Below are 14819 nucleotides of genomic sequence, written 5' to 3'. Positions count from 1 at the left end.
ACCTATGCTGATTCGGAAACTGCTGGATTGTCCAGAATTTGTTGCTGGAGACGGCACCCGCCTGCGGGAACTGCTCCACCCCGATAAGCAGGACATCGCCCTGCGCTACAGTCTGGCCCATGCCATTGTGCCCGTGGGCCAGGTGTCTCTGCCCCATGCCCTTACTACGTCCGAGGTGTATTACATTCTGTCCGGCAGCGGCGAAATGCACATTGATGACGAAAGCCAGCGGGTGGAGCCAGGGGACGCGATCTATATTCCGCCCAACGCCCGCCAATGCATCCGCAATGTGGGTGATGTGCCCCTCGTTTTCATTTGTCTGGTTGATCCAGCTTGGCGCAAAGAGGACGAAACCGTATTTCGCTAAAAAGCCTCGCCTGAACGATGGGCGATGACTGGAAAATCGCCTTCCCGGTGCCGTGGGCAGCGGTAAGGACAAATCCTGAGTAAGCCTGTCGCTTCTAAAAACATCCCCCAATCCTGAAGGTGGATCGGGGGCGAGGTACTTTCGGTTTTGGTGCGGCCTAGGCGCTGGGCCAATTCACCCAGTCTTGGGGCTTCAGGAAGATATCGTAGAGCCGAGCCTCTAGGCTTCCCGGTTCGGGGGCGTAGGCATATTCCCAGCGCACCAGGGGCGGCAACGACATCAGGATGGATTCGGTGCGGCCATTGGTTTGCAGGCCAAAGATGGTGCCTCGGTCGTAGACCAGGTTAAATTCCACATAGCGGCCCCGGCGATAGAGCTGGAACTGGCGTTCTCGGTCGCCGTACTCGTCGTTGCGGTGGCGTTCGGCAATGGGCACATAGGCGGGCAAAAAGGCGTTGCCGCAGTCTTGGGAGAAGGCAAACAGGTCTTCCCAGGAGCGCTGGGGCAGTTCGCCAATGGCCTGACTCACCTGGTCTGCGCCTTTGCCCTGATCGGGGCCACGGTAGAGCAGTCCTTGGCCGTCTTGGTAGTCAAAGAAAATGCCGCCCACGCCACGGGTTTCTTGGCGGTGCTTGAGGTAAAAATACTCGTCACACCAGGGCTTGAAGACTTTGTAGTAGGAGGGATTGTGGCGGTCGCACACCTCTTTCATGGTGCGGTGGAAATGCACCACATCCGACTCGAAGGGATAGTAGGGGGTGAGGTCGATGCCGCCGCCAAACCACCACACCGGGCCAGCCTCAAAGTAGCGATAGTTGAGGTGAACAGTGGGGATATAGGGGTTGCGGGGGTGCAACACCATGGAGGTGCCCGTCGCATAGAAACGATGTCCGGCGGCTTCGGGGCGCTGCACCAAAATGGAGGGAGGCAGGTGATCGCCCCAGACTTCTGAGAAGTTGACGCCGCCCTGCTCAAACACGCCGCCCTGTTTCATCACCCGCGAACGTCCGCCGCCCCCTTCCGGGCGTTCCCAGCTTTCTTCCTGGAATGTCGCCTCACCGTCTAGAGCCTCTAGCCCCTGACAGATGTTGTCTTGAAGCTGCTTGAGCATGGCGCTGACCCGATCCCGCGAATCGGAGGGTGGGGGCGCGGTTTTGGGGGTGGCGGTTGGGTTAGGTGCTGAAGAAAGGGTCATAGATACTGCGTCTACTGAGCGTGCAATGCAAAAATCAAGGGTAACGATAGCAGCCATTCGTGGTTTCTTCACGCTACCGTGAAACCCTCCCCCAAGGCTAAAGACGCAGTTAATAATGTTGCGAAACTCAACATTCTGTGAACAAGCGTTTGCCGTCAGAGGTTTAGCCTGCCAATGCCCCAAGGTTGATCCCCATCGGGAAACCGCGCCCCGTCCAATAGCTTGGGCGGATCGGCAACACCTCAACCAAGGAAAATGGACGATTCTGAACGCTAACACGCCTAAAAAGCGAATAAACGTAACTCTGAAGCCACAGGTTAACCTAGTAAGCATAGGCTAGGGCAGAAGGGGGCCGTCGGGCTCCTCTTCGCGAACGTTCGATCTAGCGTTCTGGTGTTTGCCTTAGTCTGTGGCTTGGGGAAATGTCCCCCTAGTTCTTGCTGTCCGTGGAGCCTGCCGCTATGATTGCCGCCATCTTTCGGGCCTGGTTGCCTCAAGCGTGGTCGTTTCCTCGGCCCTTTTTGTCGTTGATGCAGGTAATTCAGCGCTGGGTGCAGGTGCAGCAACGGCTAGAGAAGTCCTACCGCATTGTCAGCACGGCCTCCGTGGATGCCCTCTGGCAGACCATCAACAATCTGGCCGACGTCTCGTGGCATCCGCTGCTGACGAGTACCAATGCGCCCTTGGGGCTCTCGCCCAAACCAGGGCTGATCTACCGCGCCTTTACCCGCCTGTTTCCGCTGCCCGTCTCGGTGTTTGTGGAGCGAGTGCTGCCCCAGGAGTTGATCAGCGTCCGCGTCTTGCCCATGCCGGGTCTAGAGGAGCGGATTACCTACGAACTCAAGTCCACCCTGCGGGGCACCCAAATTTCCTATTCCATCACGCTTCAGGGTTGGCTGTCGCCCTTAGCCTGGTCGGTGATGCGCCCCTATGCCGCCAAGGTGGCCACGGCCTTAGCAGAAGCCGCCGAGCAGCCTACCTCACTCCAGGGGCCAGGGTCACGGTTCCAGGCGTGGTAGCCCCAGGCCGTGGCTGGGCCGATGCTCCTTTGAAGCTGGGATCTCTAGCCTGACGCATCAGCGATAGATGGCGACACGTCAGCGCCCCAGGGAAGCACCATCGGTTACTGAATGCCCACCAGTTCGATGTCAAAAATCAGGGTTTCTCCGGCGAGGGGATGGTTGGCATCGAGGGTGACATCGTTGTCGGATAGATCCGATACCAGGACGGGAACGGCTTGGCCATCTGGCCCCTGCAACTGAAGCTGAATGCCCACCTCTAGGGGAATTTCGGAGGGAATCTGCTGGCGATCCACCACCATCACCATTTCGTCGCGGTAGGGGCCATAGGCTTGTTCCGAGGGAATCACTTCGGTTTTGGATTCTCCTAGGCTCATGCCTATCACCGCCGCCTCAAAGCCAGGAATTACCTGGCCACTGCCCAGGGAAAATTCCAGCGGATCGCGGTCGCGGGAGGAGTCGAACACGGTGCCATCTTCGAGCTTACCTGTGTAGTGAATGGCAACGAGGTCGCCGGATTTAGCCTGGGTCATGGCAGAGTCCTTCAAAATTGACTTTAGGGAGTGCCCGTCTACGCTAGCGAAGGTTCTGCCCCTTGGGGAAAATTTGAGGATTTTTATAAGGTTTCCCCCCTTCATCGCTCGAAATAGATGGGCAAGCGTCCTAGGACTGGGTCGTTTTTGAGATGTGTCAGGCCGTCAGGCTATCAGTTATCCTAAGCATATTCAACGGGTTTGCCGTCACAAGCCCGCACCTAGGACTATCCCTGATGAGGCCGATTTCTCGCCCCTTTGCCACCCTGCCCCGTCCCCTGTTGCTGTTGTCGCTGGCATTGCTGAGCGGCGGTGCCGTCGTCGGTATACCTAGGGTTGAGGCCGTTGTATCAGGGCAGGATGCGGCTGAGCATGAGATTTCCATGGCCCAAGCCAGCGCGACGGAGAATGAGATCCTGATCGCCCAGGCCAGCACGGCGCAAATTGAGCAACTTCAGCGAGAGGCTGACCTAGCCTTCCGACGAGCCACTACTCTATTTATGGTGTTGCTGGGTGCCCTCGTGCTGCTGTTGGGGCTGGGCGTGGCCATGCTTTGGCTGATGCGGCGCTCGGTGATTCAGGAAGTGTCTGTCATCGTTCGTAAACAAATCAACGAAATTACCGACCTCGAAACCCGCATCCAGTCTGCCACCCGCGATTTAGACTACATCCTCAACCAGGCCGAAGAACAAGCCGCTGCCATCACCAGCCGCACCGACCGCTTTCAGGAAGAAGCCCTGACCAAAAAGCAGGTGCTCAACCGCATTGTGGACGACCTGGCCGAGTTCAAGGCCCGCACCCTCAACGATTGGCAGTCTACGTTAGCCGAACTACAGGTAAAGCTAGAATCCACCGAGGCGGATTTTGTCGGTCGCCTAGTCAGCCTACGCCAAACTGCCGAAGACCAGGTGACGACCCTCCGCAAAGAGACCCAAATGCAGCGGGATGCCGTGTTTCGGGTGATGGAGGACAACCAGACGGGCTTTCTGCGGGACGTAAACCGCCTGCGCGGCGATGTGGAGGTGCAGCAGGATGCCGTTCTGCAAAAGCTCGCCAATAGCGAAGCCAGTTTGGCGGATCGGATGACGGCGATGACCACCACCGTCCAGGAGGAGCGAGATCGGGTCATGTCTGCCCTGGCGGACTTGCGGCAGCAGTTGACGAACCAAGCCAGCGACCAAGTGAATCAACAGACCGCCGAAATTGCCGCATCCCTAGATGCCCTAAAGCGAGAGGGCTTGGAACGCCTACAAACCCAGGAGCAGGACATCAGTCGCCAACTGGGGGAATTGCAGGTCAGCGCCTTTGGCCATCGGGATTTGGCGATTCAGAACATCCAGAATTCCATCGACGAATTCACCCAGCGCTTTGCCAACCTGCGAACGGAAGTGGAAGGCCAACGCAGCCGCATTCTGCAAGACCTGCGCCGTTCGGCAGACGAATTTTTGGGCCAGTTTTCCGGCCTCCGCAGCGACATCGAACAGCGCCAGGAAGCCCTGCTGTTTGACCTGCGCCGCGCCGCCGACGATGCCCTAGACCGCTTTGCCACCGCCCGCACCGAGGTCGATAGCCGCCAGCGAGGCACCCTGGATGAATTTCAGGACATGGCCCAAAGCCTTCAGGCCCAACTTGCCCAGATGGCCACGGAATCGGAAATTCAAAAAACCACCATCCTCAACGATCTGGAGGCGACAGCGACGGCCTTCAGCCAGCAAGTCCGCATTCTGCAAGAACAGGTGGGCGACCAGCAAAGGCAGTCCCTCGACGGCCTGCGGGCCATGGAAGCGGCCTTCACCGATCAGCTCACCCAGGCGCGGGAGATGATCTTCACCAAGCGCGACCGGGTGCTGGATAAAATCGACACCTTTGATCGCCGCCTCAGCGAAGACCTAGCCAATTTGGAATCCGCCACCACCGAGCGTCAAGACCAAGTGCGTCTACGGCTAGAAGCGCTGATGGCCGAAATGGGCGACCGTCTTACTCAGCTCCAGGCCGATGTGGAAGCGGGCCGCGAGGTTGCTCTAGGGGATCTGGCCCTGCTCCAGCAAAGCTACAAGGTGCGCCTAGAGGCCATCCAGGCCGAAGCGATGCGCCAAAAATCCGACATTCTCGACCGCCTCGCCGAAGTCACGCCGGAATATATCTCGGACGTGTTTATGAGCGAAACCCGCCAGCAGTTTGAGGTCGTCACCGACAAGCTCACCCGCCTAGAACTCAACCGCCCCGAACTATTCCTCACTGCCGAAGAATACATTCAAGCGGGCGACCGCTACCTGGAAGCCGAAGATTACGACCTGGCCCTGGGCGAGTATGACAAAGCCCTGGAAATTCAGCCCAACAACGTTAATACCTGGCTGAATCGTGCCAAGGCTCAACAGGAGTTAGAACAACTGGAAGCAGCGGTAACATCCCTAGATCGGATTCTTGCCATCAGCCCCCGTCACCATCTAGCTTTGTACCAAAAAGGGTTGCTATTGCGCGAACTACGCCGCCCCGAAGACGCCCTGGCGGTGTTTGAAAAACTGGTGGACATCACCCCCGAAGACCCCAAGGTGTGGCTGAATCGGGGCATGGTGCTCAGTCGCTTAAAACGCCGAGAAGACGCAATCACCGCCTTTGATAAAGCCCTAGAAATCAACCCCGAATACCACGAAGCCTGGGTGAACCGTGGCGTGTCCTACGGCATTTTGCAACAGCATGAAGACGCCTTTGAATCCTTTGATCGTGCCGTACAAATTCAGGCTAATGATGCCATTGCTTGGCTCAATCGCGGCCTTTCTCTACTGGAACTGGAACGCTACGAAGACGCTCTTTCCTCCTTCGATAAAGCCACCCGTTTCAATGCCGAACTGCCCAAAGCCTGGGATAATCGCGGCCTCGCTTTGGTCAAACTTGGGCGCGACGAAGAGGCAATCAAGAGCTTCGATAAAGCCATCGCCCTCGACCCCGACTATGCCAAGGCCCACTACAACAAAGCCCTCTGCTACGCCCTCCAGCGGGAATCCGATATGACTTTGGAATGCCTGCAACAGGCCGTCCGCCTCGACCCCGACTATCGAGAAGAAGCCCGCACCGAACCCGCCTTTGATGACCTCTGGAGCGATAACTGGTTCCGTGAACTGGTGGAAAAGTAGTCTGAACTCACTGCTGCTGCGTTCTGACTCGTCTAGCTCGTCTCCCTTGCTGGAGATTTTGAGCTTTATCATGCTCTGCCCTCTGCCCCTGGGGTACGGGTCAGTTTTGCCCCCAGACCGTCTAAACTTTTAACGTGGCTGGCAAAGCGTGGCTAGTCTTGGCCTATCGTGGTGTCTTTTTTACTCCAGCATCATGTCTACTTCGTCCTCCTCCGTCTTTGACCCCACCGACCGGGGGCACTTGCTCACTGAGCAGGCCAATCCCCGCAGTGCCCAGTTGGATCAACTCAGCCCGCTGGAATTAGTCGATTTGTTTAACCAGGAGGATCAGCGCACCGTGGCCGCCATTGCCGCTGCCCGCGAACCCCTGGCCCTGGCCATTGAAGCCATCACCGCCGCCCTGGGCCAAGGGGGAAGGCTGTACTACATCGGTGCAGGCACCAGCGGACGGTTAGGTGTTTTAGACGCAGCGGAATGTCCCCCCACCTTTTGCACACCGCCGGAACTGGTGCAGGGAATCTTAGCGGGTGGGCCAGCCGCCCTAGTCAAAAGCTCTGAAGGGCTGGAGGACGTGTTTACCGATGGCGAAGCGGCCATGGCCGAACGCCAGGTGAATGACCGGGATGTGGTGGTGGGGATCACCGCTGGAGGGACAACCCCCTACGTGAAAGGAGCCCTCCACGCCGCCCGTCAGCAAGGGGCCAAAACCATCTTCATCGCCTGCGTGCCCGCTGACCAAGCTCCCATCGAAGCTGATATTGATATCCGTCTTTTGGTTGGGCCAGAGCTACTGGCGGGATCCACCCGGCTGAAGGCGGGCACCGTCACCAAAATGGCCCTGAATATCCTCTCCACTGGGGCCATGGTGCGGCTGGGCAAGGTCTACGGCAATCGCATGGTGGATGTGGCTGTCACCAATACCAAGCTGCGAGATCGAGCCTTGCGGATCCTCTGTGACCTCACCGACCTCGACCGCGCCGCCGCCGCCGAACTTTTAGATCGTAGCGGCCAACAGGTCAAACTGGCGCTGATGATGCACCTGGGGCAGCTCGATGCTGACTTGGCCCAGCAACAGCTCACCCGTCACCAAGGCCAGCTTAGGCCAGCCCTGGCGGCGGCGCAGGCATCGCTACACCCCTAGGCAGGGGCGACCTTACACCCAAACAGCAATTCAAGGCATAACTAGGCAAAAACGGGTCTAAATTGAGGAAGGAAGCCAGTTTCCGCCAAAATCTGACTAAGGCTGATGGTTTCCTCTAGGAGGCTGGCATGGCCGCTGTAGGGCAAGGGATAAATTTGGGCCTGGGGAAAAACAGCCAGCAGCCGATGGGCTTCCTCAAGGGAGGGCAGAAGCCGATCGGCCAAGGACGCCAGCAGCAGGGTGGGCGCTGTCCAGGCCGCTAGGTTCAGGGCATCGAGCCGAAACTGAGCTAAGAGATCCATCCGCCAAGCCACGGTGGCCTGGGGAACCGCCTGGACGGCCTGAAATAACTGATGGCGCTGGGCCGGGGCTATACGGTTGAGATTGGCTAACAGCGGCATACTGCCCAGGGTCGAGAACGGAAAAATTGAGGACGGCACCCAGGCCGTTATCGACCCCAGCCCCGTCAGCCAAGGCAAGCGGTGAAACGCCGAGGCTGAATTGACCAAAATGAGCCGATGGGCTAAATCGGGAGCCTGGGCCACTACCTGAAGCGCCAAACAAGCGCCAAAGGACTCCCCACAGAGATAAATTGGGCGTCCAGCGGCGGTAGCCACCAGGAGGTCTATGGTCTGCTCAACCAGGCGATGCCAGGAACTACGGTCGTCCTTGGGCAGCGCCAAGCAACGTACCTCGAAGGATCGATGTAGGGCCGGAACCTGGTGGTCAAACAGTCGCCCCGACCCATCCAGACCGGGCAGGTAAACCAACAGGGGCTTATGGGGCTGGGCTTCGGTGGGGGTGAGTAGGTGGAGAGTATCGGACATGGGCGGGAGTGGGGAGTGGGGAACAGGGTGCAGCACAAACAGCCCCTAGGCGGGCCGGGATGGCGACGGGGGCGAGCCCAGGAGAGTCGCAATTTCTTCGTGACAACTGCGGGTGAGATCGGCCATCAGCGCTGCCTGCCCTCGGCGGCGATAGTGAGATCGCAGCGTGGCATCGAGGTGAATTGGGCGACCGATCCGCACCTCCACCGTGCGATAGACCACAGCGGGGTGCCATCCGGGCTGTTGAAACAGGGGCTCGGTGGCATCAAACCAACTGAGCCAGCGCAGGGGCATCACGGCCCGGTTCCACTCCTGGCGGGAGGCCAGGGCCACAGGCACAATGGCCAGTTCCTCTACGGGGGCGCGGAGAGCCAAATGGGCAAAGCCGCGATGGAAAGGCCCCAGATGGTAGGGCGTTGTAGCCTGCACCATAGGCGCGGCCCCCTCTGGGAAAATGCCCACCGCCCCGCCTTGGCCGAGGGTGTGGAGGGCGCGGCGAAAGAAGGCGCGTTGTCCCCGTCCGGGCGGGTCGAGGGGTAGGCAGCCTAGGGCCTGGACGATTTCGCACAGGGCAGGCACCTGGCCTAGGTAGTGATGACAGGCAAACCGAACTGGACGCTGGACAGCCTGCATCAGCAGCGGGGCATCCATAATGCTGCGGTGATTGCTTACCAGCACCATAGGCAGGGTGGGAGAAATCCGGTCTTGGCCCGTCACCGTCATCGCCACCCCGGAGAGACGCACTAACCCCGTCGCCAAGGTTAGGGGATCGGGGGAAAGAAGGGCATTCAGCGGCGGTGGGGAGGGCAACGCAGGAAAAGGAGAATCAAGGGCCATAGCAGGGGAGAAATCAGCGGACGCCCTGGGCCACTGAGGGCCGGGTGTATAGAAGTATGTCTTAAGCTAACAAACCTACTGCTCACAAACCCACAGCCCACCACCCTACCCCACCCCAGATCGCCAGGGCAGGACAATCAAGACCCTTCGTTAAGACCATGGTACAGGACGCCCCCAACCCCCTAAGCTAGAGGGGCAAGTGAGAGAATGTGTTATGACGACCCCATCAGTACCCGTTTCCCAAATTGTCACGGCGGCGGATCTGGTCACAGCCTACGCTGCTGGTCAACGCAATTTTGAATACGTCATCCTGGCCGACACCGACCTATCTGGGGCCGACCTCAAGGGCTGCGACTTCAGCTATGCCGACTTCAGCGCCGCCAACCTCAGCGGCAGCAATCTGCGCGGTGCCGATCTCAGCTATGCCAACCTCCGTGAGGCCAACCTTACCGCTGCCGATCTACGCGGTGCCATGCTGATCGGCACCGACCTACGTACCGCCAACATCACGGACACCCAGTTCCACCAGGCCGACTACGACCCCCAAGAAACCCACTTTCCCGCCGGGTTTGATCCCATTCAACAGGCGATGAAGGCGGATCGCTAGATCCTCATCCGCCCCCTGGCTGACTGGTCATCGGGCCAGGGGCATGACCCGCCCTAGGGTTATCTCTGAAGGCATCTCTGGGGTGGTGCCTGTGGGGCTAGGGGGTGAGGGCGGCAAAGAGTTCGGCCATAGCCTGGGGCGTTGCGTCTTCCTGGGCCACAATTTCCACAATGCGGTTGCGGGCGGCGGGTTCAAACAGGGCCTCCACGCACACCTCCGCCACCTTCATCCGGGGCAGACTGCCCTCAAACAGGGTATCGGCGGGGGCCATCACCAGGGGGCGGGCGTCGTCATCGTCGTTTTTGAGGCCACCGGGGCGAACGATGGTGAAGGTGAGGCCGCTGCGTTGGAGGTAGGCTTCCGCCTGTTTTTTCCAGTACAGCACCAGCCAAAACAGGTTGAGCGGATGGAAAAGCTTGGACACGCACAGCGACGACACCATCACAAAATGCTCGATACCTGCCGCCTTGGCGGCGTCTACCAGGTTTTTGGTGCCGTCATAATCCACCTGGTACGGCCCAGTGGGGTCGAGGCTGGGGCGGGCACCCGTGGCCGACAGCAGCACAGTACAGCCCTCTAGGGCCGCTTGCAGACTGGCTTTGTTGCCCACACTGCCCTGCACCAGTTCCACCTCTGGGGGCAGTTTGGCCTGGGCAGCGGCAATGTCTCGCACCAAGGCTTTGACGGGAATTCCACGCTGGATGAGCTGCGCCACAATCCGCGATCCTGTTTCCCCGGTGGCTCCGGCAACCAATGCTTTCACGGCACTTCCCCTGCTAATGATGAACGCCTCCATATTAAGGAACATTGCCGCCGATGGGAAAGCGGCCTGGTTTTAACCTCCCCAGGCCAGGATGAGCCGATCCCTATCACCTTGAGCAATCGGCCCCAGGTCATGGGACGCTCTGGACTTGGCCCCCTAGGTTTGGGTTCATTACAAATCGCGTTCGCTGTATACAGGGTTGGGTATAGTGGTTTTGTATCAATGGTAACTATTAATCATGACTTCATCTCGTAGACCCGACCGTCGCCGTGGCAGTTCGTTTATTCAATGGTCGGCGGTGTCTGCCTCTGGGCAGCCTCCCAGTCGTCGGCCCGACCCTGATTTTGTGGTGGATCGGCAGCGCCTTCGCCAATACCTGTCCTCCCTGGAAGGGCTATCTGGGGAATAGCATCTACCCAACCATCGCCCCAGAACCATCGGGGGAAAAGGGAGGCACCCAGTCTAGCTGAAGGTTCGCTTAGTCTGATCCGTGACCACAACGGCTAACGCTGAAGGCCGATTGGGTGTATTCTGTTGTCGTAATTTTGCGGTTAATTTCGCGGTTCGCCCCTCCCCCGTCGTTCGTTATGGAAGCCCCAGGATTATGAGCACAGATTTTCAGTCGGATACCGCCTTCTCAGAACCGGAAAAGCCCATGGTAGACCTCAAAGACTCCGAATCCACCGCCGAAGCGCTGGGCGATGAAGCCACTCGGCAAATTAAGCAAGCGTGGGAAAAAGTGTCTAGCCTGCTGGGCGATCTACCCGATTACGTCTCTCAGTTTTTTAAGCAGTATCGTCGGCCCATTGTCACCATCGGCTTGATTGTGGCGGCCATCATCGCGGTCAAAATTGTCCTGGCCCTGCTGGATGCCATCAACGATCTGCCCCTGTTGGCCCCCACCTTCGAGTTAATCGGCCTGTTCTACACCGGGTGGTTCCTCTATCGCTATCTGCTGAAAGCCTCCAACCGTCAGGAACTGCTGGACGATATCTCCACCATTCGGGATCAGGTGCTCGGCAAAAACTAGCCCCCATCCCCAACAGGTACGGTTACTGTCCCCTGCGGATGGGAGGTCGAGTTTCTATACTGTGGGTAAGCGCCCACGTTTCGACGCTGCCAACCCAGGGGATCCTGATCTATGGCCGATACCAACGTTCTCATTAAAGCCATCGAACGCCTCGATCATCGCGTGACCATCGGCGATGTGGCTGCCGAGGCGGGCTTGCCTCTCCACGAAGCGCAGCAGGGCATGTTAACCCTGGCTAGCGAAGTCCAGGCCCATTTACAAGTTTCTGAAACTGGGGAAATTGCCTACGTCTTCCCCAAAAATATCCAGGGCATTTTGCTGAGCAAATCCTGGAAATTGCGCTGGCAAGCCACCTGGGAAAAGGTTTGGCGAATCCTGTTTTACCTGATCCGCATTTCCTTTGGGATTGTTTTAATCCTGTCGCTCGTGCTGATTGTGCTGGCTATCATTGCGATTTCCATTGCGGCTACAGCCGCTTCTCAGCAGGGCGATGATCGGCGAGATAGCCGTTCTGGTGGCGGCATGATTTTCATCCCCAGGATGTGGCTGGGGCCAGATCTATTTCGGATGTTTGACTATCGGTACTACCGCCGTCCTGCTGCCCAACCCGCTTCTGATAGCAAAATGAATTTCCTGGAAGCGATTTTTTCCTTCCTCTTTGGTGATGGCGATCCCAACGCCGATTTAGAAGAACGCCGCTGGCAGGCCATTGCATCCGTGGTTAAGGCCAGTGGTGGGGTCGTTGTCGCTGAACAAGTTGCCCCTTTCCTCAGCGATTTGGGCCAAGGCTGGAGCAAGGAATTTGAAGACTTTATGATTCCGGTGCTCAGCCGCTTTAATGGTGTGCCCCAGGTAAGTGCGGAGGGCGGTATTGTTTACCAGTTTCCTGAATTGCAGGTAACGGCCCAGGAACGCAAACGTATTTCGCCGCCGCAGTTTTTGCAAGAACTTCCGCGTAAGTTTAGCAACGCTAGTTCTGGGCAGATTATGGGAGCCATTGCCCTCGGCAGTGCTAACCTGATCGCCGCCTTAGCCCTGGGCTCTATGCTGCAAGATCAAGCCCTAGTGGCCAGCGCTGGTGAGTTGGCAATTTTTGTCAGTTCCATCTACTGGCTGCTGTTGGGTTATGGGTCAGCGTTTTTGGGCATTCCCATCGTCCGGTATTTTTGGGTGCAGCGGCAAAACAGCAAAATTACCCGCCGCAACCAAGAGCGGGAACAGCGGGCGGAGGTGCTGGCCCAACTGGATGATCCGGTGCGAGAAAAGCTCTCCTTTGCCCAAACCCTGGCGGGGCAAACCATCGTCACTGCCGAAAACCTGGCCTACACCACCGAAACCGACCTGACCGATCAGGAAATCGCCAACAAGGACAAAATCGACGAAGAATGGCGGCAGCTCATCGAACGGCGGCAGTCGTCCTAGGGGTTCACCGCCTGCATCGTCCAGGTGCCATCCTCTAATCGCTGGTATTGGGTGCGGTTTTGGGGGCTTCCCCGCAGTTCTAGATGATCGACCGCATCGGGCTGAAGGAAGCCTAGGCTGAAGCTAGGTGGTGGGTCGAGTAAGTTGTCCACCGCTGGGGACGGCTCAAAGGCAGCGGGATCGTCGCAGCGGGAATGTCCCGGATCCGGCCAATAGAAGGACTGACGGCTGGCCTCGGAAAGCGCCTCCCAGCGTTCCTGGCGGGCTTGGCGCAGGGTGGGGTCTTCGGTGGCGGCGGTGACGAGGTGAATGGCTCCAGCGAGGCGGAACTGTTCGCGGGTTTGGGTAAAGTACCAGCAGAGTTCTCCCCAGGGATGTTGGGTCACATCCGCTACCTTGGCGCTGCGGATATCGGTCACAAACATCAGGGCATTGTTGCCGTCGTAAAAGCCGCGAAAGACTACGGTGCGGTTGGTGGGGCGTCCGTTGGCCGACAGGGTCGCTAACTGGGCATAGCGGCTGTGGGGCTTACTGCGGTTGCGGTGCAATGCCCTAGCTAAGGGGCTGCGCCAGGGGGCGAGGGGATCGGGGCTCACAACAGCCGTTCCAAAATCAGACATACTAGAGATTGGGTTGAAGGCAGCAAGATTGCCAGAGGAACATCCTAGCCTAGGAATATCCTACGGGGGGTGGTGTGTCCTCTAAGCTGTGATCGAAGCCTAGGGCAGTGTCCTTCGACCAGTGGAGATCGACGGTGTTTGGCCCAGGATCTCCAGCCATGGCACGATCCATCCTCTGCGACCCTGACCCATAGCCCACCTACTGACCAAGTGAGACTGCACGTATGATCGTTGCCATCCTTTTGCTAATTGCTGGGGGCGGACTGTTGCTCGTAGGAGCCGAATCCTTGGTAAAGGGTGCGTCCCGGCTGGCGGGGCTGCTGGGTATTTCCCCGCTGATTGTCGGCCTCACGGTGGTGGCCTACGGCACCAGTGCCCCGGAGATGGCGGTGAGTATTCAGTCTAGTTTGGCTGGCCAGGGGGATATCGCCCTTGGCAACGTCATCGGCAGCAACATTTTTAACGTTCTGGTCATCCTGGGGCTGTCCGCCTTGGTGGCTCCGTTGGTGGTGGCCCAGCAGCTTATTCGTCTGGATGTACCCATCATGATCGGAGTTTCAGCCCTGCTGTTGATCTTCTCCCTAGATCAGCGCCTCCAGCCCTCCGATGGGGTGATTCTGCTGGTGGGCGGTGCGGTCTACACCGTGTTTTTGATCTACCTTAGTCGTCGCGAAAATAATGCTGAGGTGCAGGCCGAATACGACCAGGAGTACGGCCTCAAAGAAGCCTCCCAGGACAACTGGCTGATCAACCTGGGCTGGATGGGCCTGGGTTTGGGGACGCTAGTGCTGGGGTCACGGCTGTTCATCAATGGAGCCGTTGCCATTGCCACAGCCATTGGGGTTAGTGAACTGGTGATTGGGCTGACGATTGTGGCGGCGGGTACGTCTCTGCCAGAACTGGCGACCTCCGTCGTCGCTACCCTGCGCGGCGAACGTGACATTGCGGTGGGCAACGTAGTAGGCAGCAACATTTTTAATATTTTGACCGTGCTAGGCGTGACCTCCCTGGTTTCCGGCACCGGGATAGCAATTCCCAATGCGGTGATCAACTTTGACCTACCCGTGATGGTGGCGGTGGCGGTGGCCTGTATTCCCATTTTTGCCACGGGCAACGTTATTTCGCGTTGGGAAGGGGTGCTGTTTAGCGGCTACTATGTCGCCTATGCCACCTACCTCATTCTGCGGGCGGCAGACCATAGCCACCTGGGCCTGTTTAGCCAAATCATGCTGCTGTTTGTCATTCCCATCACCGTGATTACCCTAGCCACCGTCCTGGTTCGCACCTGGCCTCACAAGCCATCCTCTGACCGATCCTAGGCCCA

The 14819-nt window shown here is 58.4% G+C and carries 15 protein-coding genes; 9 read left to right on the top strand and 6 right to left on the bottom strand.

Features of this window, described 5'->3' with window-relative positions:
• The first annotated feature begins 4 nt into the window (after nucleotides 1-4).
• Nucleotides 5-367 (top strand): cupin domain-containing protein, encoded by a 363-nt coding sequence (locus GFS31_RS05950; protein WP_198807309.1) that lies wholly within the window; start codon nucleotides 5-7, stop codon nucleotides 365-367.
• Between the two features lie 157 nt (nucleotides 368-524).
• On the opposite strand, the gene hemF is transcribed toward GFS31_RS05950, so the two are convergent.
• Entirely contained in the window at nucleotides 525-1562 is a 1038-nt protein-coding gene (hemF, locus tag GFS31_RS05945; RefSeq protein WP_198807308.1) for an oxygen-dependent coproporphyrinogen oxidase, read from the bottom strand.
• Nucleotides 1563-2023: 461 nt separating this feature from the next.
• Here hemF and GFS31_RS05940 point away from each other — a divergent pair, with 461 nt between their 5' ends.
• Nucleotides 2024-2581, top strand: coding sequence for an SRPBCC family protein (locus tag GFS31_RS05940; protein WP_263974908.1), 558 nt, complete (start codon nucleotides 2024-2026; stop codon nucleotides 2579-2581).
• 104 nt (nucleotides 2582-2685) lie between these two features.
• On the opposite strand, the gene GFS31_RS05935 is transcribed toward GFS31_RS05940, so the two are convergent.
• Nucleotides 2686-3114 carry a peptidylprolyl isomerase gene (locus GFS31_RS05935; protein ID WP_198807307.1) on the bottom strand — a complete coding sequence of 143 codons (429 nt, stop codon included), beginning with the start codon at nucleotides 3112-3114 and terminating at the stop codon, nucleotides 2686-2688.
• 236 nt (nucleotides 3115-3350) lie between these two features.
• Here GFS31_RS05935 and GFS31_RS05930 point away from each other — a divergent pair, with 236 nt between their 5' ends.
• Together GFS31_RS05930 and murQ are read left to right on the top strand one after the other, a co-directional pair.
• Complete coding sequence (locus GFS31_RS05930) at nucleotides 3351-6248, top strand: tetratricopeptide repeat protein (RefSeq protein ID WP_198807306.1); 2898 nt, start codon at nucleotides 3351-3353, stop codon at nucleotides 6246-6248.
• A gap of 193 nt (nucleotides 6249-6441) precedes the next feature.
• The gene (gene murQ, locus GFS31_RS05925) at nucleotides 6442-7389 is read left to right on the top strand and encodes an N-acetylmuramic acid 6-phosphate etherase (RefSeq protein WP_198807305.1); all 948 of its coding nucleotides are present in this window, start codon (nucleotides 6442-6444) and stop codon (nucleotides 7387-7389) included.
• Between the two features lie 41 nt (nucleotides 7390-7430).
• Here the strand turns inward: murQ and GFS31_RS05920 are convergent, their stop codons facing one another.
• Complete coding sequence (locus GFS31_RS05920; protein WP_198807304.1) at nucleotides 7431-8216, bottom strand: alpha/beta fold hydrolase; 786 nt, start codon at nucleotides 8214-8216, stop codon at nucleotides 7431-7433.
• Nucleotides 8217-8261: 45 nt separating this feature from the next.
• Nucleotides 8262-9053: a lysophospholipid acyltransferase family protein gene (locus GFS31_RS05915; protein WP_225907582.1), complete on the bottom strand. Its 792-nt coding sequence runs from the start codon at nucleotides 9051-9053 to the stop codon at nucleotides 8262-8264.
• Nucleotides 9054-9267: 214 nt separating this feature from the next.
• Here GFS31_RS05915 and GFS31_RS05910 point away from each other — a divergent pair, with 214 nt between their 5' ends.
• Nucleotides 9268-9660, top strand: coding sequence for a pentapeptide repeat-containing protein (locus tag GFS31_RS05910; protein ID WP_198807303.1), 393 nt, complete (start codon nucleotides 9268-9270; stop codon nucleotides 9658-9660).
• Between the two features lie 97 nt (nucleotides 9661-9757).
• Here the strand turns inward: GFS31_RS05910 and GFS31_RS05905 are convergent, their stop codons facing one another.
• Nucleotides 9758-10423: an SDR family oxidoreductase gene (locus tag GFS31_RS05905; protein ID WP_198807302.1), complete on the bottom strand. Its 666-nt coding sequence runs from the start codon at nucleotides 10421-10423 to the stop codon at nucleotides 9758-9760.
• A 238-nt stretch (nucleotides 10424-10661) separates the two neighbouring features.
• Here GFS31_RS05905 and GFS31_RS05900 point away from each other — a divergent pair, with 238 nt between their 5' ends.
• The 3 genes from GFS31_RS05900 (at nucleotide 10662) to GFS31_RS05890 (ending at nucleotide 12875) form a co-directional block, all read left to right on the top strand.
• Nucleotides 10662-10832 carry a hypothetical protein gene (locus tag GFS31_RS05900; protein ID WP_198807301.1) on the top strand — a complete coding sequence of 57 codons (171 nt, stop codon included), beginning with the start codon at nucleotides 10662-10664 and terminating at the stop codon, nucleotides 10830-10832.
• Between the two features lie 195 nt (nucleotides 10833-11027).
• Entirely contained in the window at nucleotides 11028-11453 is a 426-nt protein-coding gene (locus GFS31_RS05895; RefSeq protein ID WP_198807300.1) for a CAAD domain-containing protein, read from the top strand.
• 111 nt (nucleotides 11454-11564) lie between these two features.
• Nucleotides 11565-12875, top strand: coding sequence for a hypothetical protein (locus GFS31_RS05890; protein WP_198807299.1), 1311 nt, complete (start codon nucleotides 11565-11567; stop codon nucleotides 12873-12875).
• Here GFS31_RS05890 and GFS31_RS05885 read toward each other — a convergent pair.
• Nucleotides 12872-13495 (bottom strand): Npun_F5749 family FMN-dependent PPOX-type flavoprotein, encoded by a 624-nt coding sequence (locus GFS31_RS05885; protein WP_198807298.1) that lies wholly within the window; start codon nucleotides 13493-13495, stop codon nucleotides 12872-12874. The two genes, GFS31_RS05890 and GFS31_RS05885, sit on opposite strands and share 4 nt — an antisense overlap.
• Nucleotides 13496-13719: 224 nt before the next feature.
• Between GFS31_RS05885 and GFS31_RS05880 the strand changes: the two genes are divergently transcribed.
• On the top strand, nucleotides 13720-14814 hold the full coding sequence (locus GFS31_RS05880) for a calcium/sodium antiporter (protein WP_198807297.1): 1095 nt from the start codon (nucleotides 13720-13722) through the stop codon (nucleotides 14812-14814).
• Nucleotides 14815-14819: the final 5 nt, after the last annotated feature.

The organism is Leptolyngbya sp. BL0902, assembly GCF_016403105.1.
In the GTDB taxonomy this organism is placed as follows: Bacteria; Cyanobacteriota; Cyanobacteriia; order Phormidesmidales; family Phormidesmidaceae; genus Nodosilinea.
This window is presented reverse-complemented; position numbering and strand designations above follow the sequence as displayed.